At 65.8% G+C, this 25,965-nt stretch carries 21 protein-coding genes; 9 read left to right on the forward strand and 12 right to left on the reverse strand.

The genetic code is table 11. The annotated features are described in order from the left end of the window. Positions 1–5 precede the first annotated feature (5 nt). From mdlC to AC24YW_RS10305, 4 genes are all read right to left on the reverse strand, one after another. Entirely contained in the window at positions 6–1,628 is a 1,623-nt protein-coding gene (gene mdlC / locus AC24YW_RS10290; RefSeq protein ID WP_487482630.1) for a benzoylformate decarboxylase, read from the reverse strand. Positions 1,629–1,776: 148 nt separating this feature from the next. Then, positions 1,777–2,628 (reverse strand): HTD2 family dehydratase, encoded by an 852-nt coding sequence (locus AC24YW_RS10295; protein WP_487482631.1) that lies wholly within the window; start codon positions 2,626–2,628, stop codon positions 1,777–1,779. Between the two features lie 15 nt (positions 2,629–2,643). Further along, positions 2,644–3,744, reverse strand: a complete 1,101-nt coding sequence (locus AC24YW_RS10300; RefSeq protein ID WP_487482632.1) for a CaiB/BaiF CoA transferase family protein — start codon at positions 3,742–3,744, stop codon at positions 2,644–2,646. A gap of 10 nt (positions 3,745–3,754) precedes the next feature. Beyond that, positions 3,755–4,924, reverse strand: a complete 1,170-nt coding sequence (locus AC24YW_RS10305) for an acyl-CoA dehydrogenase family protein (protein WP_487482633.1) — start codon at positions 4,922–4,924, stop codon at positions 3,755–3,757. 125 nt (positions 4,925–5,049) lie between these two features. On the opposite strand from AC24YW_RS10305, the gene AC24YW_RS10310 reads away from it, so the two are divergent. After that, positions 5,050–5,970 carry a LysR substrate-binding domain-containing protein gene (locus tag AC24YW_RS10310; RefSeq protein WP_197962909.1) on the forward strand — a complete coding sequence of 307 codons (921 nt, stop codon included), beginning with the start codon at positions 5,050–5,052 and terminating at the stop codon, positions 5,968–5,970. Positions 5,971–6,225: 255 nt separating this feature from the next. Here the strand turns inward: AC24YW_RS10310 and AC24YW_RS10315 are convergent, their stop codons facing one another. Further along, positions 6,226–7,500: a cytochrome P450 gene (locus AC24YW_RS10315; protein WP_487482634.1), complete on the reverse strand. Its 1,275-nt coding sequence runs from the start codon at positions 7,498–7,500 to the stop codon at positions 6,226–6,228. 24 nt (positions 7,501–7,524) lie between these two features. Then, positions 7,525–8,790: a cytochrome P450 gene (locus AC24YW_RS10320; RefSeq protein ID WP_487482635.1), complete on the reverse strand. Its 1,266-nt coding sequence runs from the start codon at positions 8,788–8,790 to the stop codon at positions 7,525–7,527. 309 nt (positions 8,791–9,099) lie between these two features. Here AC24YW_RS10320 and AC24YW_RS10325 point away from each other — a divergent pair, with 309 nt between their 5' ends. After that, complete coding sequence (locus AC24YW_RS10325; RefSeq protein ID WP_487483289.1) at positions 9,100–10,245, forward strand: DUF898 family protein; 1,146 nt, start codon at positions 9,100–9,102, stop codon at positions 10,243–10,245. A gap of 3 nt (positions 10,246–10,248) precedes the next feature. After that, the gene (locus tag AC24YW_RS10330) at positions 10,249–11,358 is read left to right on the forward strand and encodes a M48 family metallopeptidase (protein ID WP_487482636.1); all 1,110 of its coding nucleotides are present in this window, start codon (positions 10,249–10,251) and stop codon (positions 11,356–11,358) included. A gap of 18 nt (positions 11,359–11,376) precedes the next feature. On the opposite strand, the gene AC24YW_RS10335 is transcribed toward AC24YW_RS10330, so the two are convergent. The 4 genes from AC24YW_RS10335 to AC24YW_RS10350 form a co-directional block, all read right to left on the reverse strand. Continuing rightward, positions 11,377–11,589, reverse strand: a complete 213-nt coding sequence (locus AC24YW_RS10335) for a hypothetical protein (RefSeq protein ID WP_487482637.1) — start codon at positions 11,587–11,589, stop codon at positions 11,377–11,379. Positions 11,590–11,657: 68 nt separating this feature from the next. Next, a complete protein-coding gene (upp, locus tag AC24YW_RS10340; RefSeq protein ID WP_166474048.1) occupies positions 11,658–12,287 on the reverse strand; it encodes a uracil phosphoribosyltransferase in 630 nt (209 codons plus the stop codon). A gap of 167 nt (positions 12,288–12,454) precedes the next feature. Then, complete coding sequence (locus AC24YW_RS10345) at positions 12,455–13,693, reverse strand: URC4/urg3 family protein (RefSeq protein ID WP_487482638.1); 1,239 nt, start codon at positions 13,691–13,693, stop codon at positions 12,455–12,457. Positions 13,694–13,698: 5 nt separating this feature from the next. Continuing rightward, positions 13,699–14,955, reverse strand: a complete 1,257-nt coding sequence (locus AC24YW_RS10350; protein ID WP_487482639.1) for a GTP cyclohydrolase II — start codon at positions 14,953–14,955, stop codon at positions 13,699–13,701. Positions 14,956–15,306: 351 nt separating this feature from the next. Here AC24YW_RS10350 and AC24YW_RS10355 point away from each other — a divergent pair, with 351 nt between their 5' ends. Next, positions 15,307–16,434 carry a threonine synthase gene (locus AC24YW_RS10355; RefSeq protein WP_487482640.1) on the forward strand — a complete coding sequence of 376 codons (1,128 nt, stop codon included), beginning with the start codon at positions 15,307–15,309 and terminating at the stop codon, positions 16,432–16,434. An 8-nt stretch (positions 16,435–16,442) separates the two neighbouring features. Here AC24YW_RS10355 and AC24YW_RS10360 read toward each other — a convergent pair whose 3' ends face one another. Continuing rightward, positions 16,443–18,005, reverse strand: coding sequence for a glycosyltransferase family 39 protein (locus AC24YW_RS10360; RefSeq protein WP_487483290.1), 1,563 nt, complete (start codon positions 18,003–18,005; stop codon positions 16,443–16,445). Between the two features lie 332 nt (positions 18,006–18,337). Between AC24YW_RS10360 and AC24YW_RS10365 the strand changes: the two genes are divergently transcribed. From AC24YW_RS10365 to AC24YW_RS10380, 4 genes are all read left to right on the forward strand, one after another. Next, positions 18,338–20,065 carry an adenylate/guanylate cyclase domain-containing protein gene (locus AC24YW_RS10365; RefSeq protein ID WP_487482641.1) on the forward strand — a complete coding sequence of 576 codons (1,728 nt, stop codon included), beginning with the start codon at positions 18,338–18,340 and terminating at the stop codon, positions 20,063–20,065. A gap of 208 nt (positions 20,066–20,273) precedes the next feature. Then, a complete protein-coding gene (gene sorA / locus AC24YW_RS10370; RefSeq protein WP_487482642.1) occupies positions 20,274–21,473 on the forward strand; it encodes a SorA family sulfite dehydrogenase catalytic subunit in 1,200 nt (399 codons plus the stop codon). A 12-nt stretch (positions 21,474–21,485) separates the two neighbouring features. Then, positions 21,486–21,794: a SorB family sulfite dehydrogenase c-type cytochrome subunit gene (sorB, locus tag AC24YW_RS10375; RefSeq protein WP_487482643.1), complete on the forward strand. Its 309-nt coding sequence runs from the start codon at positions 21,486–21,488 to the stop codon at positions 21,792–21,794. A 209-nt stretch (positions 21,795–22,003) separates the two neighbouring features. Next, a complete protein-coding gene (locus AC24YW_RS10380; RefSeq protein WP_008563500.1) occupies positions 22,004–22,204 on the forward strand; it encodes a cold-shock protein in 201 nt (66 codons plus the stop codon). Positions 22,205–22,375: 171 nt separating this feature from the next. Here the strand turns inward: AC24YW_RS10380 and AC24YW_RS10385 are convergent, their stop codons facing one another. Further along, the gene (locus AC24YW_RS10385; RefSeq protein ID WP_036009699.1) at positions 22,376–22,837 is read right to left on the reverse strand and encodes an Lrp/AsnC ligand binding domain-containing protein; all 462 of its coding nucleotides are present in this window, start codon (positions 22,835–22,837) and stop codon (positions 22,376–22,378) included. 114 nt (positions 22,838–22,951) lie between these two features. Between AC24YW_RS10385 and putA the strand changes: the two genes are divergently transcribed. Further along, a complete protein-coding gene (gene putA, locus AC24YW_RS10390) occupies positions 22,952–25,960 on the forward strand; it encodes a bifunctional proline dehydrogenase/L-glutamate gamma-semialdehyde dehydrogenase PutA (RefSeq protein ID WP_487482644.1) in 3,009 nt (1,002 codons plus the stop codon). Positions 25,961–25,965: the final 5 nt, after the last annotated feature.

Raw genomic sequence — 25,965 nt, forward strand, 5'->3', positions numbered from 1 at the left:
CGCCATCAATGCTTCTGCCCGTACAGCACCGGCACCGCGGAATCCACGACGACCTCGACGAGGCTCGTGCCGGCATACGCCATGCCGCGCTTGAGCGCTTCGCCCAGCTCCGCAGCCTTCGTCACCCGCACCGCATGACAGCCCATGCCCTCGGCGAGCCGGACGAAATCGATCCCCGGCAGCTCCAGCCCCGGCACGTTGCGCACCTGCATCACCTGGCTGAACGAGCGCATCGCGCCGTAGCCGGAATTGTTGATGACGACGATTGTGAGCGGCAGCTTGCGCTGCGCGGCGGTCCAGAGTGCCTGGATCGAATACATCGCCGAGCCGTCGCCGATCAGGCACACCGTGCGCTGCTTCGGCTTGCCGAGCGCCATGCCGACCGCGGCGGGCAGAGAGTAGCCGAGGCCGCCGCTCGACATGGTGTAGAAACTGTCCTGCCCCGGCATCGGCATGAACTTCTGCATCGCCGGCCGGTGCGAGGGCACTTCCTCGACCAGTGATGCGCCGTCGGGCATCGCCTGCGACAGCGAATGCAGCAGAAACTCGACGGGCAGCGGATCGGCGCCCTGCGGCGCCGGCGGCAGCGTGCGACCTTTTGGCGCCGCGCGCTTGCTCTCCGGCATGAGGTCGAGCAGCAGGCTGAGCGCCGGCTTCATCGTCGCGATGATGCTGGTGCCTGATGGCGTCACGGCGGCGGCATCCGCATCATCCGTGATCTGGAAGATGGTCGCGCCGCCGTCGAAGATCGCGGCATGGCCCTCGACATGGAAGGTGAACACCGGCGCGCCGATGACAACGACGACATCGTGCGCGCGCAGCGCATCGGACAGCTGCGCCGGCGAGGCATGCAGAAACCCTGCGAATTGCGGATGCCGCTCGGGGAAGGAGCAGCGCGCCGAGAACGGGCTGACCCAGACGCTCGCCTTGGCCTTCTCGGCGACGCGCACCATCAGATCGACCGCGCCGGCGCGATCGACACCCGGTCCGACGACGAGCGCAGGGTTTTTTGCCGAGCCGAGCGCGGCCACCAGCGCCTTCATCGGTTCGAGCTCAGGACCGAGTTCGCGGCTCACTTTCCGCGCCTCGACCGGTGCGCAGGCATGGGCCCAGTCGTCGATCGGGATCGACACGAAGGTCGGCCCGCACGGCGGCTGCATCGCGGTGTAATAGGCCCGCGCGATCGCGGCCGGTACGTCCTCGGGCCGCGCCGGCTCGACGCTGTATTTGACATAAGGCCGCGGAAACTCGGAGGCGCGCTCGGCATAGAGGAACGCCTGCAAGGGCAGGATCGAGCGCGCCTGCTGGCCTGCGGTGATCACGAGCGGGGTCTGGTTGCGATGCGCGGTGTAGATGTTGCCGAGCGCGTTGCCGACGCCGGCGGCCGAATGCAGATTGACGAAGCCGGCATTGCGCGTCGCCTGCGCATAGCCGTCGGCCATGCCGACGGCGGACGCTTCCTGCAGCGCCAGCACGTAGTCGATATCGTCGGGCCAGTCGCTGAGGAACGGCAGCTCGGTCGAGCCAGGGTTGCCGAACACCCTGTCGATGCCGAACGATCGCAGCAGGTCGAGCGTCGCCTGCTTGACGGTGACGGACTTGCTGCCGGTCTTGCCGTTCTTGGCCATGGTTTCCGTCCCCTGTTGCTTATCGAAGGTAGCAGCCTCACTCCGTCATTGCGAGGAGCCCTTGCGACGAAGCAATCCAGACTGCCGCCGCGGAAAGATGCTGGATTGCTTCGCTACGCTCGCAATGACGGAAGGAAACAGCAGCGCATCACCACACCGCCGTGCCCTTCATCGTCGGCTGCCCCTCCGCGTTCGCGGTCCACAGCTCCATGCCCGTCTCGATCTCATTGGCGTTGACGGAGAACTCCGTGCCCTCGAACAGCGGCTGCACGCCGCGATACGAAAACTTCTTCGGCGCCTTGCCGCCGCGCAGCTTGGCCGCCATCTCGATGATCAGCGCCGCCTGCAGCGGGCCGTGGAAGATCAGGCCCGGATAGCCCTCGACCTCAGTGACATAGGCGCGGTCGTAATGGATGCGGTGGCCGTTGAAGGTCAGTGCGGAGTAGCGGAACAGCAGCACGGGATCGGACACATGCGTTTCGCGATGCTGCGCCTGCGGCGGCGGAGGCGGCGCCTTGCCGCCGGCCGGCGCGCCGCCGGTTATCTCGCGATAGACGATGTCCTGCCGCTCGCGGATCGCCGTGCCTCGCGGCGAGGAGATGCTGTGCTCGACCGAGACGAAGCACAACGTGCCGGTCGAGCCCGTCTTCACTTGCACATCTGCGATGCGCGATGTCCGGGTCGATTCATCGCCGACGCGCAAGGGCTGCAAGAACTCGATCTCGCCGCCGGCCCACATCCGGCGTGGCAGCGGCACCGGTGGCAAGAAGCCGCCGCGGGTCGGGTGGCCGTCGGGCCCGAGCATCGAGATCGGAAACACCGGCTGCGCCAGGCACCAATGCACCGTGTACGGCGCAGCGTCGCCCGCCTTGGGCTCGCCGACCTCCTGGAACAGCGTCGCGCGCAGGCCCTTCACCAGCTGCGCGGTGACGATGTCGGTGGCCTCCTGGCTGCGACCGATCCATTGCCTGAGATGATCGATGTCGAGCTTCTCGGTCATGACGCCTCGCTCTCTTTATTTGGACTGGGGACGCTCGCCGATGGCGGGCACGGCGCCGTAAGAGCGCGTCTCGCCGACGATGATCGGCGCCGGCGCGGGATAGCTGACGCGTCCGTTCGGCGTGTCGACCTCGATGCGGCGCAGATGCGGATGGTTGGCGAGATCGGCCATGGTGTTGACTTCGGCGAAGGCGATGTCGGCATCCGACAGTCGCTTCAACAGCTCGTCGCGCGTCATCTTGCCGAAGATATCGGCCACCGTCGTGTCGGTGAAATCGCGGTTGCGCACGCGCTCGACCATGTTGGCGACGCGGGGATCGGCCGGCAGGTCCGGCTGGTCCAGCACCTTCGCGCACAGCGTCTTCCACTCCCGCTCGCTCTGGATCGAGATCAGGATGTCCTTGCCGTCCCTGGAGGTGAACACGCCGTAAGGCGCGATCGATGGATGGCGCAGGCCCATGCGCTTGGGCGGATTGCCGGCTTCGGCATTGAGCAGCGGCACGGTGCACCAGTCCGCCATCACGTCGAACATGGAGATCCGGATGTCGGCGCCCTTGCCGGTGCGCCCGCGCGCGATCAGCGCCTCCAGGATCGCCGCGTGCGCGGTGGCGCCGGTCGCGACGTCGACGATCGACATGCCGACACGCGAGGCGCCATCGGGATTGCCGGTGATCGAGGCCAGCCCGCTCTCGGCCTGGATCAGGAGATCATAGGCCTTGCGGTGGGCGTAGGGACCCTCGTCGCCATAGCCGGTGATCGTGCACGAAATCAGCTTCGGATAGTCCGTCAAGAGCCGCTCGCGCGAGAAGCCGAGCTTGTCCATCGAGCCCGGTTTGAGGTTCTGGATCAGCACGTCGGCACTCGCGATCAGCTTCTCCAGCTCGGCGCGGCCTTCCTTCGTGGTGAGATCGACCACGACCGATTGCTTGCCGCGGTTGAGCCAGACGAAATAGCTGCTCTGGCCCTTGGCCGCCGCGTCATAGCCGCGAGCGAAATCGCCCTCGGGCCGCTCGATCTTGATCACTTCTGCGCCGGCATCGGCCAGGCGCGAGGAGCAGAACGGCGCCGCCACCGCCTGCTCGACCGCAATCACCCTGATCCCGTCGAGTGCTCCCATGGCCGCAACCTCAGTAAGAGCGCGGCATGCCGAGCACATGCTCGGCGACGAAGGACAGGACGAGGTTGGTCGAGATCGGCGCCACCTGGTAGAGCCGCGTCTCGCGGAACTTGCGCTCGACGTCGTATTCCTCGGCAAAGCCGAAGCCGCCATGGGTCTGGATGCAGGCATTCGCCGCCTCCCAGGACGCATCCGCCGCCAGCATCTTGGCCATGTTGGCCTCGGCGCCGCAATCGAGCCCGGCCTCGTACTTGCGCGTGGCTTCCTTCACCATCAGCTCGGCCGCGCGCATCGAGGCGTAGGCCTTGGCGATCGGAAACTGGATGCCTTGGTTCTGGCCGATCGGACGGCCGAACACGGCGCGCTCCTTCGCGTAGTTCGTGGCCTTGGCGATGAACCATTTGGCGTCACCGACGCATTCGGCCGCGATCAGGATGCGCTCGGCATTCATGCCGGAGAGGATGTAGCGAAAACCCTTGCCTTCCTCGCCGATCAGATTCTCCGCCGGCACCCTCATGTCGGTGAAGAACACTTCGGTGGTGGCGTGGTTCATCATGGTGCGGATCGGGCGGATCTCAAGGCCGTTGTTCTTGGCCTCGCGCATGTCGACGATAAACACCGAAAGGCCATCAGTGCGCTTCTTGACCTGGTCCTTTGGCGTGGTGCGCGCCAGCAGCACCATCAGATCGGAATGCTCGGCGCGGCTGGTCCAGATCTTCTGGCCGTTGACGACGTAGCTGTCGTTGCCGTCCTTGCGCGCGAACGTCTTCAGCGAGGAGGTGTCGGTGCCGCTGGTGGGCTCGGTGACGCCGAACGCCTGCAGGCGCAACTCGCCGCTCGCGATCTTCGGCAGGTATTTCGCCTTCTGCTCGGCATTGCCGTGCCTGAGCACCGTGCCCATCGTGTACATCTGAGCATGGCAGCCACCTCCGTTGCAGCCGGCGCGCTGGATCTCTTCCAGGATCGCCGCGGCCGCCGACAGCTTGAGGCCCGCGCCGCCATATTCCTCGGGGATCAGCACCGAGAGGTAGCCGGCCTCGGTCAGCGCATCGACGAAGGCCTTGGGGTAGGCCATCTCGCGATCGAGCTTGCGCCAATATTCGCCGGGGAACTGGGCGCAGAGCTTGGCAACGGCCTCGCGGATGTCGGCGTAATCTTCGGTGTGGTGCTCGTGACTCATGGCGTTTCCAATTCTCAGCGGCAGTTAAGATAACGCCGGCCAACCCACGGGCGTTGTGAAAACAATGCCCGCCCCCTATGCTCATTTGTTATAGCGTATGGAGTAGCCTTCCAGGATTGGCAAGCATGGATTTCCGGCAGCTCAGGACCTTCAGTTGCGTGGCGGAGCTCGGCAGCCTGTCCAAGGCCTCCGACACCTTGCGCGTGGCGCAGCCGGCGCTCTCCAGGCAGATCAAGCTCCTGGAACACGAGCTGCGCACCGAACTCTTCACCCGCAATGGCCGCGGCATGGTGCTGACCGAGGCCGGCCGGCTGCTGCTCGCGCGCACCTCCGGCATCGTTCGGCAGATCGACCAGATCCGCGACGACATCCAGTCGGCCAAGGGGCCGCCGTCGGGCCAGGTCGTGCTTGGCCTCGTTCCGACCGTGAGCTGCGTGCTGTCGGCGCGCTTTGCCCGGCGCTGCGTCGAAAGATTTCCCGGCATCTCGCTGCGCATCGTCGAGAGCTACAGCGGCCATCTGGTCGAATGGCTGCATCGCGGCGAGATGGACCTCGCCATCCTCTACGGCCGCTCGGCCGACCTGCATCTCAATGTGCAGAGCCTGGGGCGCGACAATATCGTCGCGGTCGGCCCGCGCGGCTGCGGGCTGGCGCGCAAGAAGAGCGTCGACATCGGCTGGCTGCTGCGGCAACGCCTGGTGCTGCCCTCTCATTCCCACGGCCTCCGCGCGCTGATCGAGCACGCGGCGGCCCAACGCAAGATCAAGCTCGACGTCCAGCTCGAGGCGGATTCCTTCCGCGTGCTGACGAGCCTGGTCGAGGAGGGCCTCGGTTTCGCGCTGCTGCCGCCGTCCTCGGTCCACGGCGAGGTCGCGGACGGGCGGCTGGAAACCGCACCGGTATCCAAGCCGATGACGCGCGAGCTCATCTTTGCCTCTCCAATCGACCGCCCGGCCTCGACCGCCTCGCTGGCCATCACCGCGCTGCTGCGCGAGGAGGTCGCCGCCTGCCGCAAAGACGGCGTGTGGGACATCAAGCTGAGTTAGATGGCTTGTGGTAGAACAGTCGCGCGCGGTCGTGCCTTCGCATCTGGCGCGAGCTGTCATGCCGGAATTTTATAGCTGGGCTGGGGCGCTGCGAATGAGACGGGCATGTGAATCCCGGAAGTCGTCATTGCGAGCCAACGGGTCCGCGCAAGGCGCGACCCGATGACAGGCTCCGCGAAGCAATCCAGAGTCCCTCCGCGGTGACAGTCTGGATTGCTTCGTCGCAAGAGCTCCTCGCAATGACGAGGAGAGAGCTTACCCCGGTATCCGCACCGGCAGCGTCTCGTACCCCTTGATGAAGCTGGAATAGATCCGCTTGGGCTCGCCGACCACCTCGATTCGGTCGAAGCGCTTCAGCATCTCCTCCCAGACGATCTTGAGCTGCAGCTCGGCGAGGCGCATGCCGACGCAGCGGTGGATGCCGAAGCCGAAGGAGAGATGCGTGCGCGGCCGCGGGCGGTCGATGATGAACTCGTTCGGCTTGTCGAACATCTCCTCGTCGCGGTTGCCCGAGACGTACCACATCACGACGCGGTCGCCCTTCCTGATGTGCTTGCCGCCGATCTCGGTGTCCTGCAATGCGGTGCGACGCATATGCGCCAGCGGCGTCTGCCAGCGGATCACCTCCGGCACCATGGAATCGATCAGCTCCGGATTGGCGCGCAGCTTGTCGTACTGCTCCGGGTTCTCGTTCAGCGCCAGCACCGACCCGGTCATGGTGTTTCGCGTGGTGTCGTTGCCGCCGACGATGAGCAGGATGATGTTGCCCATGAGGTTGTCGGGGTCCATGTGACGCGTGGCCTCGTTGTGGGCCATCAGCGACAGCAGGTCGTTGCGCGGCGCCGAGTTGACACGCTCGTTCCAGAGCTTCGACATGTAGGCGTAGCACTCATCCATCTCGCGGCGGCGTTCTTCGGCGCTGGCGACGATGCCGCTCTTGGGCAGCGCGGTGGAGACGTCGGACCAGCGCGTCAGCTTGCGCCGCTCTTCCCACGGGAAGTCGAACAGGGTCGCCAGCATCTGCGTGGTCAGCTCGATGGAGACGCGCTCGACGAAATTGAAGGTCTCGTTGCGCGGCAGGTTATCCAGCACGGTCTGCGAGCGCTGGCGGATCAGCTTTGCCAGCTCGTCCAGGTGTGTCGGCGTGAACATCGGCGACACCGTCTTGCGCTGCGCCGAATGCCGGGGCTGGTCCATCGCGATGAAGCTCGGATAGTCGTAGCCTTCCGGCACGTCGCGGATCGAGATGCCGCCGAGCTTGGAGTCCGATGAGAAGATGCCGTGATTGGTGTCGACATGCATGATGTCGTTGTATTTCACCACCGACCAGTACGGCTCGATCGGCGCATTGGTGCAGTAATGCACCGGCTCTTCGTTGCGCAGCCGCTCGAACCAGGGCCACAGCGTGTCGTCCTGGAACAGCCGCGGCGCGCCGGGGTGGAATTGCGACAGCGGCGTCGCATAGGCCTCCTCGCGGGCCTTCCGCATGCGTTCGGCCTTGTCCACTTTAACCGGCGCTTGGATGTTCATGATCGTGGCTCCGTTGCGTTCGACTCACGCAGCAATCTTCACCGGCAGCGTTTCGATACCCTTTACGAAACTCGAATAGACCCGGGTGGGTTCGCCGACCACGTCAATATGGTCGAATCGCTTGAGGATTTCCTCCCAAATAATCTTGAGCTGAAGCTCGGCCAGCCGCAGCCCCACGCAACGGTGGATGCCGAAGCCGAAGGATAGATGCGTGCGCGGGCGGGCGCGATCGATGATGAACTCGTAGGGCCTGTCGATCGCCTCCTCGTCGCGGTTGCCCGAGACGTACCACATCACGACCTTGTCACCCTTCTTGATCTGCTTGCCGCGGAACTCGAAATCGGAGAGCGCCGTGCGGCGCATATGCGCCAGCGGCGTCTGCCAGCGGATCACCTCCGGCACGAAACTGTCGAGCAGATCGGGGTTCTCGCGCAGCTTGCGGTATTGCTCCGGATGCTGGCTCAGCGCGAGAAGCGAGCCCGACATGGTGTTGCGCGTGGTATCGTTGCCGCCGACGATCAGGAGGATGAGATTGCCGAGGAAGTTCTTCGCATCCATGTCGCGCGTCGCAGTGCCATGCGCCATCATCGACAACAGGTCGCTCTTGGGCGGCTGTTCGATGCGCTGCTTCCACAGCTTCGAGAAATAGGCCGCGCATTCGGCGAGTTCGGCCATCCGCTCGTCCTCGGTGGCGACGAGACCGTCCGGGCCGGGGATCGTGGTGGCGACGTCGGACCAGCGCGTCAGCTTGCGGCGATCCTCCCAGGGAAAGTCGAACAGCACCGCCAGCATCTGCGTCGTCAGCTCGATCGAGACGCGGTCGACCCAGTCGAACACCTCGCCGCGGGGAAGGTTGTCCAGGCACTCGGCCGAGCGCTCGCGGATGTTGATGGCGAGATTGTCCAGGTGCGTCGGCGTGAACATCGGCGCCACGGTCTTGCGCTGGGCGGCATGGCGCGGCGGGTCCATCGAGATGAAGCTTTCGCGGCGCAGATCCGGATCGATGTCGCGGATGGTGATGCCGCCGAGCGCGGAGGCCGAGGAGAACACCGCGTGATTGGTCTCGATCTCCATGATGTCGTTGTAGCGCGTCACCGACCAGTACGGCCCGAACATCGAGTCCTTGCAGTAATGCACGGGATCCTCGCGGCGCAGCCGGTCGAAATAGGGCCAGAACGTATCGGTCCTGAACAATTCGGGGTCGCCGGGATCGAACTGCTCCAGCGGCAGCGACATGGCGCGCTCGCGCAAGGCGTCGAGCTTGGCCGCGCTTTCGATGGTCCCATGCATGAACGTTCTCCCTGGACATGAACCGCGCGTCGTTGAATTCTGCGCTGCGGTATTTGATTTGCAATTACAGCCGGTTGTCAGCGCCGGGGCAAGGGAGAGTTTTGCCACATCCGGCCTTCACGAGCGCGTTGCACGACCGTCACGACGCTACGAGAACGTGACCTCCCGCACGCCGGACGACGGAGAATCGTGCGAGAAACCGGCTGGAATCGAGCTAAATCGAACCCGCTCATCTTGGGATTCGACTAACCTCTGATCTATAGTTTGGCCGGAACAGATCCGCAGCCCGAGGTTGCCGCCGTGAACGACATGCAATGGACCCCCATCGGGTCCGAACCCCTGCCCCCGCCGCTGCCGGCGACGGGGGTCGATTTCTCCGGTAACCGCTCCGAGTTCCGCAAAATGGTCACCAAGGGTGCCATGCTGGAGCTCGTCACCTTCGGCTTCTACCGGTTCTGGCTCGTCACCGACATCCGGCGTCATCTGTGGACGCACACCGCGATCGACGGCGATGCGGCCGAATACACCGGGCGGGCCAGGGAGCTCCTGGTCGGTTTCCTGTTCGCGCTCGCGATTCTGGTGCCGATCTATCTCGCTTATTTTCTCGTTGGCATCGAGTTCGAGCGCTGGCAGGCCTTTGCCTCGACGCCGCTGTTCATCGCCTTCTACGCCTTCGGCCAGTTCGCGATTTTTCGCGCGCGTCGCTACCGCCTGACGCGCACGGTCTGGCGCGGCGTCCGCTTCTGGATGGACGGCTCGGGCTGGGCCTATTCCTTGCGCGCCATGCTGTGGGGCCTGCTGGTGCTCCTGACGCTCGGTCTCGCGCTGCCCTGGCGCACGGCTGCGCTCGAACGCTACAAGATGCGGCACACCCAGTACGGCGATCTCCGCGGCGATTTCGAAGCCGACGGCTGGACCTTCTTCAAGCGCGGCTGGTGGCTGTGGCTGCTCAGCCCGATCGCGCTCTTCGTCTTCCCGCTCGCACCGTTCTTCTACGCCGAGTTCAAGGCGCGCGAATGGCGCTGGTGGCTGGACGGCATCCGCATCGGCGGCGTCAGCCTGTCCTCGGAATTGCCTCATGATGCCTTCTACGGCCTGTACTGGAAAGTGATCGGCTGGTGGATGCTGCTCACGTTTATTTTCGGCGCCTATCTCGGCGTCGCCACCGCGCTTGTCGTCCAGCTGAGCGGTCTCTCGGCCGAGCAGCTGTTCGGGGCCGGTGATCCCGCCAAGAGCATCCCGATGCTGGTGATCATGGTCATCGGCTATTTCGCGCTCGCCCTCGCCATCAACATCGTCATGCGGGTCTATCTTCAACGCGATCTCTGGGCCAAGGTGCTGGAGACCGTCGAGGTGCACGACATCGGGGCCGCGGCGGACGTGCGCGGCAGCGGTCAGCTTGCCGGCGCGCTCGGCGAAGGCTTTGCCGACGGACTAGATGTCGCGGGATTCTGAGCTGTGAGTGACGTGTTTGCCGAGACCCCGGCGCAGTCGGAGAGGCCGACCATCTTCTTCGACGGCGTGTCGAGCCGCAGACGCAAGGTGACGCTGACGCTCAGTGATGCGCTCGAGATCGCCGAGGACGGCGCAGCGCCCGTTCGCTGGGCCTATGCCGACCTTCGCCGCGCCGACAGTCCCCCCGGAATCCTGCGCCTGGCTGCGACGTCCGCACCGCCTCTGGCTCGGCTGGAGATCCGCGATGCCGCGCTCGCCGCGGACGTGGCGGCCCGCTGCACGCATCTCGACGAGCACCAGACGACGCGCAGCGGCGTCGCGAAGATCGTGGGCTGGTCGGTGGCCGCCGCCGTCTCGATCGTCTGCGTGGTCCTGTTCGGCGTGCCGCTCGCCGCCGACCGGCTTGCGCCGCTGGTGCCCAAACCCTTGGAACGGCGCATCGGCGACGCGGCCGAGGTCCAGATGAAGACCATCTTCGGCCGCAGCGTGTGCGAAGACCCCGCGGGCAAGGCCGCGTTCACGAAGCTCGTCAACCGCCTGCGCGATGCGGCCGGCCTCGACGACACCATGACGGCCGGCGTGCTGCCGACCTCGATACCGAATGCCTTCGCGCTGCCCGGCGGCAAGGTGTTCGTGCTGAAGGGCCTGCTCGACAAGGCCGAGAGTCCCGATGAGCTTGCCGGCATCCTCGCCCACGAGCTCGGCCATCTCAAGCATTACGACAACATGCGCGGCCTGATCTACAACGGCGGCACCTCGTTCCTGATCGGCCTCTTGTTCGGCGACATCACCGGCTCCTCCGCCGTGATCTTCGCCTCGCGCAGCCTGGTCGAAGCGTCCCACTCGCGCGAAGCCGAGACCGGCGCCGACACTTTCGCGATCGAGATCATGCATGCGCTTGGCCGCTCGCCAAAACCCGCTTTTGAGCTGATGTACCGCATCACCGGCAAGGAGGGCGGCTCCGGCCTGACAAATATCCTCGCCAGCCATCCGCTGACCGAGGACCGTCTCGCGCGCATGACGAAGGAGGATCGGCCCGCCAGCGGCCCGCCGCTGCTGACCGACAAGGAGTGGCAGGCGCTGAAGGGCATTTGCGGCAGCGGGAAGGTGTGACGGCCCGCTCTCGGCCCGTTATTTCGCCGGTGCAGCAGGTGGATTCGATCCGGTGGTGACGCTCGGCGCGTTGTTCGGATTGGTCGACGTCGCCTGCGGGCCCACCTCGCGTCCATTGTAGAAGAAGACGGCCGCGACCACGGCGATCACGAAGATCGCGCCGACCGCCCAGCCGACCGGGCTGTTGCGGCGCGCACTGTCACTCCTGCGGTCATCATCCTGATAGGTCATCGTTGCTCTCCCTGTTGGTGCAGGAGAACCTCGCACGGCGGAAGCTGTTCCTAAAACGCGCCCGGCACTTACCGCGTTCCGTAGGCGCGGTCGCCGGCGTCGCCGAGACCGGGCAGGATGAAGCCGTTGTCGTCGAGCCCTTCATCCACCGCCGCGGTCCAGATCGGCACGTCCGGATGCAATCCGCGCAGCCGCTCGAGCCCTTCGGGAGCAGCGATCAGGCAGGCCAGGCGGATGTCCCTGGCGCCGCGCTCCTTCAGCCGGTCGATGGCGGCAACAGTGGTGTTGGCGGTGGCGACCACCGGCGTCACCACGATGGCGAGGCGCTCGCTGAGATCGGACGGTGATTTGAAGAAGTACTCCACGGCGGCAAAGCTGTGCGGCTCGCGGTAGAGCCCGATATGGGCGACGCGCGCGGTCGGCACCAGGTCCATCATGCCGTCGACGAAGGTGGTCCCGGCGCGCAGCATCGGCACGAACACCAGCTTCTTGCCGGCGATCTTGGCCGAGTGCATCGTCGCCAGCGGCGTCTCGATCACGGTGTCGGCGAGCGGCAGGTCGCGCGTCACCTCGTAGCAGAGCAGCATGCCGATCTCCTTGATCAGCTCGCGGAACGACTTGGTCGAGATGGACTTGTCCCGCACCAGCGTCAGCTTGTGCTGCACCAGCGGATGATCGACGATCGTGACGCCTTCCATGATGAGATGCTCTTGCTTTTGCCTTCTCCCCTTGTGGGAGAAGGTGGCGCGAAGCGCCGGATGAGGGGTCGTTTCCGCGAACTCCAACTGAGAGATGTGCCCGCGGAGACATACCCCTCACCCGGCTTCGCTGTCGCGAAGCCACCCTCTCCCACAAGGGGAGAGGGTCAGAAAACCGTGCCGTCGCTGATCACCTTGAGCGGAGGCGATCCATCGGGACGGCGTGCAAATGCGATGGCGCGGCCGGCCGCCCAGGTGCCGCCTTCGAGGATGCTCGCAAGCGGCAAGGTCTCGGGGGTGCGGCCGAGCTTGGCGCGAATGCGCTCCGCCAAGCTGTCGAGCAATGCAACTGTCAGCGCGCGCCACTCCACGACGAGCAGCGAATCCACTTCATGCGCGCGCGCGGCGTCCGCGGCATCGCGCAGGCGCAGCACCTCGTGGTCGACGAACAGGCCGCCATTGCGATATTCGGCAAGCCCGGTGAGGCCGTCGATATCGGTCACCTCAAAGCCGGCGCGCTGCAGCGGCTCGATCAGCGAATAGCTCAGCCATTGCGACAGCTTGTGCAGCGGCACGAGGCCTGCCGTGCCGTCGTCCGCCTTGATCGCAGGATAGCGCCAGCAATCGCCGAGCGGGATACCCGCGAGCGCGAGCCGCGACGGCCAGATCGGTCCGAGCTGGTTCAGCACCGCAGACAGGATCGCGGGCGCTGCGACGGCGCCGCCGATCGCCTGCGCCGCGATATGATCGAACAGCCCGCCTGGCCGCGGCGTATCGTGCAGGCCGAACACGTCCCCACGCTCCGAGACCTGCCTGCCCAGACGCCGCAGCAGCTCGGCCCGTCCCTCCAGGCCGAGCAGCGGATTGGCCTCCGTCACCTGAAAGGCGGAGGTGAGTGCGGCAAGAGGCAGTCTTTCGAGCAGCTCCGCATCGGCCCTAAAGGGCGCACGCGCATCGCGCGAAAACAGCCCGCTCGCGAACATGTCGAGGCTCGCGATCGCAAGCCCTTCCGATCGCCCTACGTCTGCTCCCGTCACGGCGTCGCGATAGCGCCACGCTGCGCCGGCGCCGGCATCGAGCAGCACGCTGACGATGGCCAGGTCGAACTCGGCGCGCGCCCGCGCGGCGCGATCCGGCCAGGATGCAGCATCGGCAAGCCCGGCCCAGCGGTCGACGCCGCCGAGCACGAAGTGCCGCCAGCGCGCATGAAAGGGGATGTCGAGCATCGGATAGGCTTTACGCGTCACCGCGAGCACGGCATCGGCAACGCCATCCATGCGATCGAGATCGACAGTGAAATGGGTGAGCCGGCCGGCAAGACCGAGCTGGAGCATCTGCCCGGCGCGCGCGCGCACCGCGTTTGCGGTGAGCAGCGCGCGGGCCTGCGATTCCAAAGCGTCCGCCATCGCGATCAGTATTTTTCCAGCGAACGCCCGACCACGCCGTCCACGGACTGCTCCGGCGCGATGTCGGTGGAGTAATAGCCGGCGGCCTTCTTTGCGGCGATCTCGACATGGGCATCGGCCGGAATCAGGTCCAGCGGGATCGGCACGCGCTCGACGATGTCGATGCCTTGCGAGGTCAGCGCGTCGTATTTCATGTCGCTCATCGACAGGAAGCGGTCGATGCGCTTGAGACCGAGCCAATGGATCGTATCCGGCATCAATTGCTGAAAGCGCGCGTCCTGAACGCCGGCCACGCACTCGGTGCGCTCGAAATAGGCGGCGGCCGCATCGCCATCCTCCTGCCGCTTGCGCGCATTGTAGACCAGGAACTTTGTCACTTCGCCGAGCGCCCGGCCTTCCTTACGATTGTAGACGACGAGCCCGAGCCCGCCCTCCTGGGCGCCGCGCGCGGATTCCTCGATGCCGTGGATCAGATAGGGCCGGCAGGTGCAGATGTCGGAGCCGAACACGTCGGACCCGTTGCACTCGTCATGCACGCGGCAGGTGATCCTGGTGCGATGGTCCGGCAGTTTTGTCACGTCGCCGAACAGGTAGACCGTGGTGCCGCCGATCGGCGGCAGGAACACCTTCATGTCCGGCCGCGTCACCAGCTCCGGGAACATGCCGGCGGTCTGCTCGAACAGCGTGCGCCGGAGCTCGGTCTCGCCGGTGCCGAAGCGCGCCGCAAGGCCCGGCAGATACCACACCGGATCGATCGCGATCTTCACCACCGAGACGCTGCCATTGGCGTGCACGACCTCGCCGTCGGCGCGCAGCCGCTTTGCGGCGAGCGCTTCGCGGATCTCCGGCAGGTCGAGCCGCGCCCGCGTCACCGCGATGCTTGGGCGGATGTCCGCACCCTCGGCGATCTCCTGGCGAAAATTCTCGGCGACCAGATGCCCCCAGGGATCGAGCGCGACGATCTTGCTGGGATCGGTCCATTGCTCGAACGGACCGATGGTCGCGGCTGGAAAGGTGTTGGTGAGGTCAGGTCGCCTGATCGGGTCGAGCGCGCCGGCGGAGACCGCGAGCGCGCGGTACATGGCGTAGGACCCGCCATGGCTGCCGATCACGTTGCGATCCCCGGCGCGCGACACCGTTCCGATGATCGGCCCGCGCGCGCGCGCATCAGCGGCGCCCCAATGGATGGGAAAGGCGGCCTTCCTGCCCGGCTCCGGATGGGAGGTCAGGCGGATGTGGTCGGTACGGTTGGCACGGCTCATGTCCAGGCTCCCAAAAAGCCAACGGCCCGCCGCTCGGACGGGCCTGGCTCACTTGCGGCGCCGAACCGGCGGCGCAAGTTCAATCCAACATATTGTAGCGGCCGGCGACGACAGACAAGTTAATCGTGGCAGGGCGCGAGGGGCCGTTCGGGGCCAAATTCCCGTCATCGAGACGGCCTCGGGCCTGCCGGCATCCGATGCCGGCGGCTCCTCGAGCTCGCCGCCTTGCCTGCGAGGCCAAGTTTAAGGGATTGAAATAGTTTAATTTTTCGTGTTTTCAAGGTGTTGCTTCGTTTCGTGCGACGGGCTTCGAGTTCGACCCGCCGCGCTGCCCTGCCCTTGGAGACTGCCATGCCCGCTGCCAGCTACATCGATCCCCGCAACGGAAAGCTCTATCCCCTGGACCAGCCGCGCTGGTGCTCGGACGAGCGCACGCCGCTGCTGGTGACGCCGGGGGCGGGCATCTCCCGCGCGGACATCGATGGCCGGACGCGCTCGCTGTGGCGCTACCGGGGGGCGCTGCCGGTCGAGATCGAGAACCCGATCACGCTCGGCGAGGGCTGCACGCCGCTGGTCCAGCAGGACTGGGGCGCGTTGCGCCCGCTGTTCAAGCTCGAATGGTTCAACCCGACCGGCAGCTTCAAGGACCGCGGCTCGGCGGTGATGCTGTCGTTCCTGCGGCAGATCGGGATCACTGCCATTCTGGAGGATTCCTCCGGCAACGGCGGCTCATCGATGGCGGGGCTGGGTGCGGCCGGCGGCATGCGCGTCAAGATTCTCGCGCCCGCCTCGACCTCGCCGGCCAAGATCGCGCAGGTGCGTTCCTACGGCGCGAGCGTGCAGCTCGTCGAGGGCCCGCGCGAGGAATCCGAAGCCGAGGCCATCCGCCAGTCGGGCCAGACCTTCTACGCCAGCCACAATTGGCAGCCGTTCTTCCTCGAAGGCACCAAGTCGCTGGCCTACGAGATCTGGGAAGATCTCGGATTCCGCGCGCCCGACAACGTCATCGTTCCCGTCGGCGCCGGCAGCAGCCTGCTGGGTTGCGCCTTCGGCTTCCGCGAGCTGTTGAAGGCCGGGCAGATCGCGAAGCTGCCGCGCCTGTTCGCGGCGCAGCCGCTCAATTGCTCGCCGATCGATGCAAGCTTCAAGGCCGGCGTCGATACGCCCGTCGCGCGGGAGGTGAGCAAGACCGTTGCTGAGGGCACCGCCATCAAGACTCCGCTGCGCCTGCGTGAGATCATCGCCGCCTTGCGCGAGAGCGGCGGCGGCACCATCGCGCTCACCGAGGACGAGATCGTCGCCGCCCTGCGCCGCCTCGCGCGCCAGGGCCTGTTCGCCGAGCCGACCAGCGCCAGCGCAGCTGCGGCGCTCGACAAGCTCGCCGCAACCGGCGCCATCAATGCGAACGAGACCACGGTCGCGGTTCTCACCGGCACCGGCCTCAAGGCCGCAACCACCGTCGCCGATCTCGTGCAATAGGCTCGCGCTTACCCTTCTGCTCCAGGCTCCTGGAGGGGCCTGGAGAGAGAACGCGAGCGCCCGCCGGCGTCCGCCAGCACCTTCCACTGGAACAGCGGCGAGTCCTTTGGCGGCGAGAGCTGCGGGGTCCAGCCGGTGAGCTTTTCGATCACATAGGTGTCCGTCACGACGCCGCGCCAGCGGCGTTCGACCGTGGCGAGTTGCTCGCGCTGCGCCGGAATGTGCTCCCACAGCGATGCGCGGTTATCAGGCTCGCGCCCGACATAGATGCCGGCATGGCCCTTGATCCGGTCCATGCCGGGATCGCGAAAGTCCTGGAAGCGGCCGCGCTCGTTGATCTCGATCACGGGCACGCGGCCCCGGAACAGCCAGCGCATCATGGCGTAGGTGCGGTAGTCGGTGGTTGCGATCCAGGTCGCCCCTGTTGCGTCGAGGGCGGCCTGCGCCCGCGCGGCGACCTGCTCGTAGCCGGCCTCGGCGCCGATCGGGTCGATCTTGCCGAGCAGATTCCAGGGCGCGGCAACGTAGTAGAGGAACACGATGATGACGAAGGGGATGCCCGAGACGATCGCTGTCCTCGCCCAGAACAGCGAAGACCTCAGCATTCGGGCGGACCATCCCTCTTTCCTCATCGCGACGAGGTTGACCGCGGCGGCGGCAAAACCGACCGGCCACATGAACATCGGCCAGGTGTCGCCGACGCGAAGCGTCAGCGACTTGAAGAAGAAGTAGATGAACGGCACCAGCACCGCGGTCGACAAAAGGATCGCGACCGGCTCGCGCGTGCGATAGCCGCGCCACGCCGTCAGCACCAGGCCCATCAGCACCACGGGTAGCAAGACGAAACCGACCAGGCCGAATTGCAGGCCGATGTAATCGCCGATCGTGCGCAGCGAGATGCCGTAATTGGCGGTCGCGCGCACCCCCTGGAAACGGAACGAGGCCCAGTCGTGCTGCGCGTTCCAGATCAGAACCGGCGAGAACACCGCCAGCGCGACCAGGACGGCGAGATAGGGGTAGGGACTGCGCAGCCAGCGCCAGCGCCAATTCGGCACCAGCAGAAAGGCGGCGACCGCCGGCGCGAACATGACCACGGTGAATTTCGACAGCATCGCGAGGCCCGCAAACAGGCCGGCCGCCAGCCACCAGCGGCCGTCACCGCTTTGCGCCAGCCGCACCAGCGACCACATCATCGCCACCGCGAACGGGATCATGGCGACATCGGGCGCGACCTTGGCCATCAACAGGCCGTAATAAAGCGCGGCCTCCGGCATCAGCACCGCGAACGCGATCGCGCGCGCATCATGGGTGAGGCGGCGGACGATGTCGGCGAGCAGCAGCTGCGTCACCAGCATCGCGACGATGCCACCGAAGCGGACGCCGAGATGGGTGTCGCCGAAGATCGCGGTTCCGAAGCGGATCAGCCAGGCGATGCCGGGCGGATGATCGAGGAAGCTGAGCGCAGCCTCCTTGGACCAGGTCCAGTAATAGGCTTCGTCGGTGCGCAGCTCGATGGCGGAGGCATAGACGATGCGGAGCAGCGTCATCGCGGCGATGATCACTCCGGCCATGAGGATCAGACGCCGTTCGGCGCCGGCAGGCTTTGCAGAGATGTCGGGAGCGATCGTCACGGCGGCGCTTTTCCCCGACTTGAGATGGGGAGTCAATGTGGGGCAAGCTCTCTCACGGGGGTCGTCCCGGAGAAGCACAGAGGCCGTAGGGTCGCCAAGGCGAAGCGTGCCACCGTGAGCATATCGGAATAAATCGTGGGCAGGGCGCGCAAGTGCGCGCCTTTGCCCCCTACAGTTGGGTAACCTTGCCGCGCATGTGTTCCCCTGACTGTCCACATCGGGAATTAAAGGTTACGCTGGCTGATCTCCTTCATGAGCTGATACACCGAATCATGGCCACCGCTCCCAGACAGATGTCCATCGTCGGCGCCGCCGGGGTGCGGCAGGTGCGGCTCGTCTGCGGCATCATCCTGTTCTGCTTCGTCATCAGCCATTTCCTCAACCATGCGCTCGGCAACATCTCGGTCGATGCCATGGAGGCCGGGGTCTACTACCACACGCTGTTCTGGCAGTTCCTCCCGGTCGCGATCGTGTTCTACACGGCCGCCCTCACCCATATGGGCCTCGGCCTCTACGCGTTGTATCAGCGCCGGCAGTTTCGCTGGCGAGCGATCGAGCCGCTCCAGCTCGTGCTCGGCTTGAGCATCCCCGTCCTCGTCATGGGCCACGTCATCGGCGTGCGGCTCGCGCAGACGCTGTACGGACACCAGAAGCTCTATCCGCAGGAGCTCTATTTGTTCTTCGTCGCGGCGCCGGGCGTGCTGTGGCAGATGACGATCCTGCTTCTCATTGCCTGGGTGCACGGCTGCATCGGCGTCTATTTCTGGCTTCGGCTGAAGCCGTTCTTCCCGCGCGCGGCGCCCTATCTGCTCGCGGCCGCCGTATTGATCCCGACCCTCTCGCTGCTCGGCATCTACCAGGGCGGCCGCAGCGTCGCCGCCGACAGTGACGATGGCGAATGGCGCAAGCAACATCTCACGCGCGGCAAGGTTGGCACGGTTGCGGAAGGCGACACGCTCGAGCGTATCGCGAGCGGTCTCACCATCGGCTATTTCGGTCTGCTGGGACTGGTGCTGGCGGCGCGCGGCGTGCGCGCCTTGCGCGAACGGCGCGGCGGCATGATCGCGCTGTCCTACGGCAACGGCAAGACGGTGCGGGTCCCCAAGGGCCTGTCCGTGCTGGAGGCGAGCCTGCGCCACAACGTGCCGCATGCCAGCGTCTGCGGCGGCCGCGCCCGCTGCTCGACCTGCCGCATCCGCATCATCGGCGATCACGATGCCCTGCCCACCCCGTCACAGCGCGAGGCCTTCGTGCTCACCCGTGTCGGCACCGCCGATCCCTCGATCAGACTGGCCTGTCAGCTGCGCCCGACCTCCGACCTCTCCTTCTTCCAGCTCTTCGCAGCTCACACCCATGCAACGGACGGAGCCTCGACGTCGGCCAGCATCGGCCAGGAGCGCTATCTCGTCAGCCTGTTCGTGGACATGCGCGGCTCGACGCAGCTGGCGGAGAAGCGCCTGCCGTTCGACACCGTCTTCATCGTCAACCGCTTCCTCGGCGCGGTGTCGCAGGCGGTGATCGAGAACGGCGGCCAGCCGAACCAGTTCGTCGGCGACGGCATGCTGGCGCTGTTCGGCCTCGCGGCCGACCCGCAAACGGCTTGCCGGCAGGCGATGAAGGCCGCCGCGGGAATCGCTGCGCATATCGACGACCTCAACGATCTCCTGAGCCACGATCTGCGCCAGCCGATCCGCTTCGGCATCGGCATCCACGGCGGCGAGGTCATCATCGGCGACATCGGCTATCGCGACCACATCGTCTTCACCGCGCTCGGCGATGCCGTCAACGTCGCCGCCCGTCTGCAGGACATGACCAAGACGCTGGCCTGCGAGGCGATCGTCTCGGATGAGGTGCACCGCAGTGCCGGCCTTGCCGACGACGCCTTGCCGCAGCAGGAGGTCGCCATCCGCGGCCGCGACGAGCCGCTCGCCGTGCGCGTGGTGGCGAATGCGAGGGAGCTGGCGGCGCTGGTCGATCGCAGCGAGCGGGTGGCTGCGTAATGCAAGTGACGGAGGCGGTGCGCTCCCTCTCCCGCAAGTGGGAGAGGTGAAGAAAGAATCGTCGCCACGTAACACCGGCCTGCTGCAACGCAGCGGCATGGGCTTGCTGCGAAAGCGCGAATTGACTTCACCCAAATCGTTGCGACAGATGAGCGCAGGATCGTGGTGATGACCACAGATCCAACGAGAAGCTCCGGGAGGAGAAAAAATGCTCGATCGACGCGACCTGCTCAAGGGAGCAGGCCTTGCCGCCATGGCGGCCACACTGAATTCCACCAAGACGCTGGCCCTCGACACCGTGACCTTGCCCTTCGCCAACGGCGAACGGCCGCTGGTGAAGTATCCGCAGAAGCGGCCGATGATCGGCCTGACCAGCCGGCCGCCGCAGCTCGAGACGCCGTTTGCGGTGTTCAACGACGGCCCGATCACGCCGAACAACGCGTTCTTCGTGCGCTATCACCTCTCCGACCTGCCCTACGATCTCGACCCCGACAAGTTCACGCTGGAGGTCAAGGGCAAGGTCGACAAGCCGCTGAAATTGTCGCTGAAGGACATCCGCAAGATGAAGGCGACGGAGATCGTCGCCGTGGCACAATGCTCCGGCAACAGCCGCGGCTTCTTCGAGCCGCGCGTCGCCGGCGGGCAGCTCGCCAACGGTGCGATGGGCTGCGCACGCTGGCGCGGCGTCCCGCTGAAGAGCGTGCTCGAAATGGCCGGCGTGCAGAGCGGCGCCAGGCAGGTCACCTTCAACGGCATGGACGGACCGGTCAACGACAAGACGCCGGATTTCATCAAGGCGCTCGACATCGATCACGCCAGCGACGGCGAGGTGATGCTGGCCTATGGCATGAACGGCGAGGACCTGCCGTTCCTCAACGGCTTTCCGCTGCGCCTGATCGTGCCCGGCTATTTCGGCACCTACTGGGTCAAGCACCTCAACGAGATCACCGTCATCGACGACGTCTATGACGGCTTCTGGATGAAGTCGGCCTACCGCATCCCCGACACGCCAAACAATGCGGTCGAGCCGGGCACCGCGCCGAAGGCGACGATCCCGATCAACCGCTTCACCATCCGCTCCTTCATCACCAGCATTCCCGACGGCGCCAAGCTGAAGGGGGGAGCCGTGACCCTGCGCGGCATCGCGTTCGATGGCGGCAAAGGCATCAAGGCGGTCGACGTCTCCACCGACGGCGGCAAGACCTGGGTCGGCGCCAAGCTCGGCAAGGATCTCGGCAAATACGCCTTCCGCGAGTGGAAGCTGCCGGTGAAGCTCGCGGCCGGCAGCGTTGAGCTCAAGGTCCGCGCCACCGGCAATGGCGGCGAGACCCAGCCGGACACGCCGCGCTGGAACCCGGCGGGCTATTTGCGCAACGTCGTCGAAACCGTCCGCGTCAGCGTGGCCTGAAGGAGACCGATCATGCAGCGCATTGCTCTCCTCGCCATCACGCTCGCCGTCGCCGCATTGACGGGTTCGTCGCTTGCAGCGCCCGTCAATTACAAGACCCCCGACGAGGTCGCCGCCTTCAAGCCCGGTCCCAATCTCGAGGTCGTGCAGGGCAATTGCAGCGCCTGCCATTCGTCCGACTACGTCGCCACGCAGCCGCCGATGAAGGACAAGCGGGCGTTCTGGCAGGCAGAGGTGACCAAGATGATCAAGGTCTATGGCGCACCGATCGACGATGCCGATGTCGGCAAGATCGTCGATTATCTGGTCGCGACTTATTGACGGACGCCGTCACGCGTGCCGGACATTTGACCGCGAAACGGGCAAAACCGGCAAAAACGCCGCGAAGTTGAGCGGAATTCGGCGAAATGGCGATGTGGTTTGAGCTACCAAGCCTGCCACATTCCGCGTATCCTGTTAGGACCGAACCGGCCGGTTGGCGGGGACTGGCGGCTCGGAGATCTCGGAGGAAGACCCGCGGAGAAGTCGTGATGGCTAAAGGTACGGTCAAGTGGTTCAACCCGACGAAGGGTTATGGATTTATCCAGCCTGCGTCGGGTGGCAAGGATGTGTTCGTGCATATCTCGGCAGTGCAGAAGGCTGGTCTGTCGACCCTCAACGAGGGACAGACGGTGGAATACGAAGAGATCGCAAACCGGGGCAAGACCTCCGCGGAGAACCTCAAAGTATAAGCCCGCGCATCCTTTGCTGCCTCCCGGATTTGTCCGGGAGCGGGCCAAGAAAATTCAAGAAGACGGCCGGTGCATTCGACGACAGGCGTTGCGATTGCACAAGGATAGCTATTTTTTCCTTGCGAAGTCCGCTCATCGAACCACAGCAATGACAATCGCGACTGCACTTCGCTAACCCACCGGCAGCGGTGCGTCGCGCTTGATCTCCTCCATCACCGCATAAGTTCGCGTCTCGCGCACGCCCGGCATCGACAGCAGGGTCTCGCCGAGAAAGCGTCGATAGGCGGTCATGTCTGCAAGCCGCGCCTTCACAAGATAGTCGAAGCCGCCGGCAACCATGTGACACTCCAGCACTTCAGGGGCGAGCCTCACGGCCCGGGCGAACCGCTCGAAATTGTCGGGCGTGGTCTTGTCGAGCAGCACCTCGACGAACACCAGGAGCCCAAGGCCCAGCCGGTGCGGGTTGAGCCGCGCACCATAGCCTTCGACGAAGCCCTCGCGCTGCAGGCGCTTCAGTCGTTCGCCGATCGAGGTCGGCGACAGCCCGATGCGCTCGGCGAGCTCGACATTGGCGATGCGCCCATCCTCCTGCAGGATCGAGAGGATTTTCCGGTCTGTTCGATCCAATTCCATAGCTTATGTGGCCCAATGGCTGATCCTCTTCATTTTCTAAGGCAAATCGGCTAGATTGTCTATCGAACTACGGTCACGCGGGCCTTATCCTGGATGTCAGCCACAGGACACGCCATGCCGAACATCCCGCCCCCCTTCTCCGCGCCTTACGCTCCCGATGATTCCGAGATCGCCGGAAAGCTTCTGCCGGCCTCGCATCTCGCCCCGGCACAGGAGGCCCGGATCGACCGCACCGCGACGCGGCTGATCGAGGCGATCCGCAAGCGCGACGACCGGCTTGCAGGGAATCTTGGCGGCGTCGAGGACATGCTGCGGGAGTTCGCGCTCTCCACCAAGGAGGGGCTGGCGCTGATGGTGCTGGCGGAGGCGCTGCTGCGCGTGCCCGATGCACGCACGGCCGACCAGTTCATCGAGGACAAGCTCGGCGAGGGCGATTTCATCCATCACGAGACCAAGTCCACTGCGTTCCTGGTCAACGCTTCGGCCTGGGCACTCGGCCTGTCGGCCCGGGTGATCCAGCCGGGCGAGACGCCCGACGGCACCATCGGCCGCCTGGTGAAGCGGCTCGGCGCACCGGCGGTGCGCACGGCCACGCGCCAGGCGATGCGGCTGATGGGCAATCATTTCGTGCTGGGCGAGACCATCGAGCAGGCGCTGGAGCGGGCTCGGCCGCGCTCCGGCCAGAAGCCGCGCTATTCCTTCGACATGCTCGGCGAAGGCGCGCGAACGGCCGCCGACGCCAAGCGCTATTTCGATGCCTATGCCAGTGCGATCGAGACGATCGGCAAGGCGGCGGGCAACCATCCCCTGCCCGACCGGCCCGGCATCTCCGTCAAGCTCTCGGCGCTACACCCGCGTTTCGAGGCGATCAGCCGCAACCGCGTGATGGCCGAGCTGGTGCCACAACTGCTGGATCTCGCGCAGCGCGCCAAGACCTACGACCTGAACTTCACCGTCGATGCCGAGGAAGCCGACCGGCTGGAACTGTCGCTCGACGTGATCGCGGCGACGCTCGCCGATCCCTCGCTTTCCGGCTGGGATGGATTTGGCCTCGCAATTCAGGCCTATCAGAAGCGTGCCAGCGCGGTGATCGATTATGTCGATGAACTCGCCCGTGCGCATGACCGCAAGCTGATGGTGCGCCTCGTCAAGGGCGCTTATTGGGACACCGAGATCAAGCGTGCCCAGGAGCGCGGGCTCATTGGCTATCCCGTGTTCACGCGCAAGGCGATGACGGACCTGAACTTCGTCGCCTGCGCGACGAAGCTTCTCGCCCTGCGGCCGCGCATCTTCCCGCAATTCGCCACCCACAACGCGCTGACGGTCGCGACCGTGCTCGAGCTCGCAGATGGCGGCAGCTTCGAGTTCCAGCGTCTGCACGGCATGGGCGAAGCGCTCTACGAGCAACTCGCAAAGGATCATCCTGACATCGCCTACCGCACCTATGCGCCGGTCGGCAGCCATCGCGACCTGCTCGCCTATCTGGTGCGGCGGCTGTTGGAGAACGGCGCCAACTCGTCCTTCGTGGCGCAGGCCGCCGATTATCGCGTGCCGGTTTCGGCGCTGCTGCAACGCCCTGCCGATGCCATCGGCCGCGCGCAACAGGCACCTCATGCCAAGATTCCGTTGCCGGCAGATCTGTTCGCGCCGGAGCGGCGCAATTCGCGCGGCGTCGAATTCGGCGAGCGTGCCGCACTCGACCGGCTTCTGACGGACGTGAAGGCCGTGGCGGCCGATCTCAAGCCTGTCGCCGATGCCACACCGGATCAGGCCAACGCGGCGGTGACGGCCGCGCGCGCCGGCTTTGCCGGCTGGAGCCGGACGCCTGCAGGCACGCGCGCAGCGGCGCTGGAGCAGGCCGCGCATCTCCTGGAAAGCCGCGGCGCCCGCTTGATCGCGCTGCTGCAAGCCGAGGGCGGCAAGACGCTCGACGACGCTTTGTCCGAGCTGCGCGAAGCCGCCGACTTCTGCCGCTACTATGCCGCGCAGGGCCGCAAGCTGTTCGGAAATGATGCGACCATGCCGGGCCCGACCGGCGAGAGCAACGCACTCGCCATGCGCGGCCGCGGCGTGTTCGTCGCGATCTCGCCGTGGAATTTTCCGCTCGCAATCTTCCTTGGCCAGGTGTCGGCGGCGCTGATGGCCGGCAACAGCGTGGTGGCGAAACCCGCCGAGCAGACGCCGCGCATCGCGCGCGAGGCGGTCGCCCTGCTGCACGAGGCTGGCATCCCCACAAGCGCGGTGCATCTCGTCACCGGCGACGGCCGCATCGGCGCTGCACTGACCGCGCACCCTGATGTCGCCGGAATCGTCTTCACCGGCTCGACCGAGGTGGCACGAGCGATCAACCGGACGCTGGCGGCCAAGGACGGGCCGATCGTGCCCCTGATCGCGGAAACCGGCGGCATCAATGCCATGATCGCGGATGCCACCGCACTGCCCGAGCAGGTCGCCGACGACGTCGTGACCTCCGCGTTCCGCTCCGCAGGCCAGCGCTGCTCGGCCTTGCGGCTCCTGTTCGTGCAGGAGGATGTCGCCGACCGCATGATCGAGATGATCGCGGGCGCCGCGCGCGAACTGAAAATTGGCGATCCCGCGGATGTCGCGACCCATGTCGGTCCGGTGATCGATGAGGAGGCCAAGCAGCGCCTCGATGCGCATATCGCGCGGATGAAGCGCGAGGCGCGGCTGCATTTTGCAGGCGCCGCGCCGGATGGCTGTTTCGTCGCGCCGCATATTTTCGAGCTCAAGGAGGCCGGTCAGCTCACCGAGGAGGTGTTCGGCCCGATCCTGCATGTCGTGCGCTATCGCGCGGAGAACCTCGAACGTGTGTTGGAATCGATCGCGCGCACCGGCTACGGGCTCACCCTCGGCATCCATTCGCGCATCGACGACACCATCGAGGCCATCGTCGACCGCGTCCAGGTCGGCAACATCTACGTCAACCGCAACATGATCGGCGCCGTGGTCGGCGTGCAGCCGTTCGGCGGCAGCGGCTTGTCCGGAACCGGGCCCAAGGCTGGCGGCCCGCACTACCTCGCGCGCTTTGCCACCGAGCAGACGGTGACGATCAACACGGCTGCGGCCGGCGGCAATGCCGCGTTGCTTGCGGGGGAGGAGTGAGGCCC

The sequence above is a fragment of the Bradyrhizobium sp. USDA3516 genome (assembly GCF_057651995.1).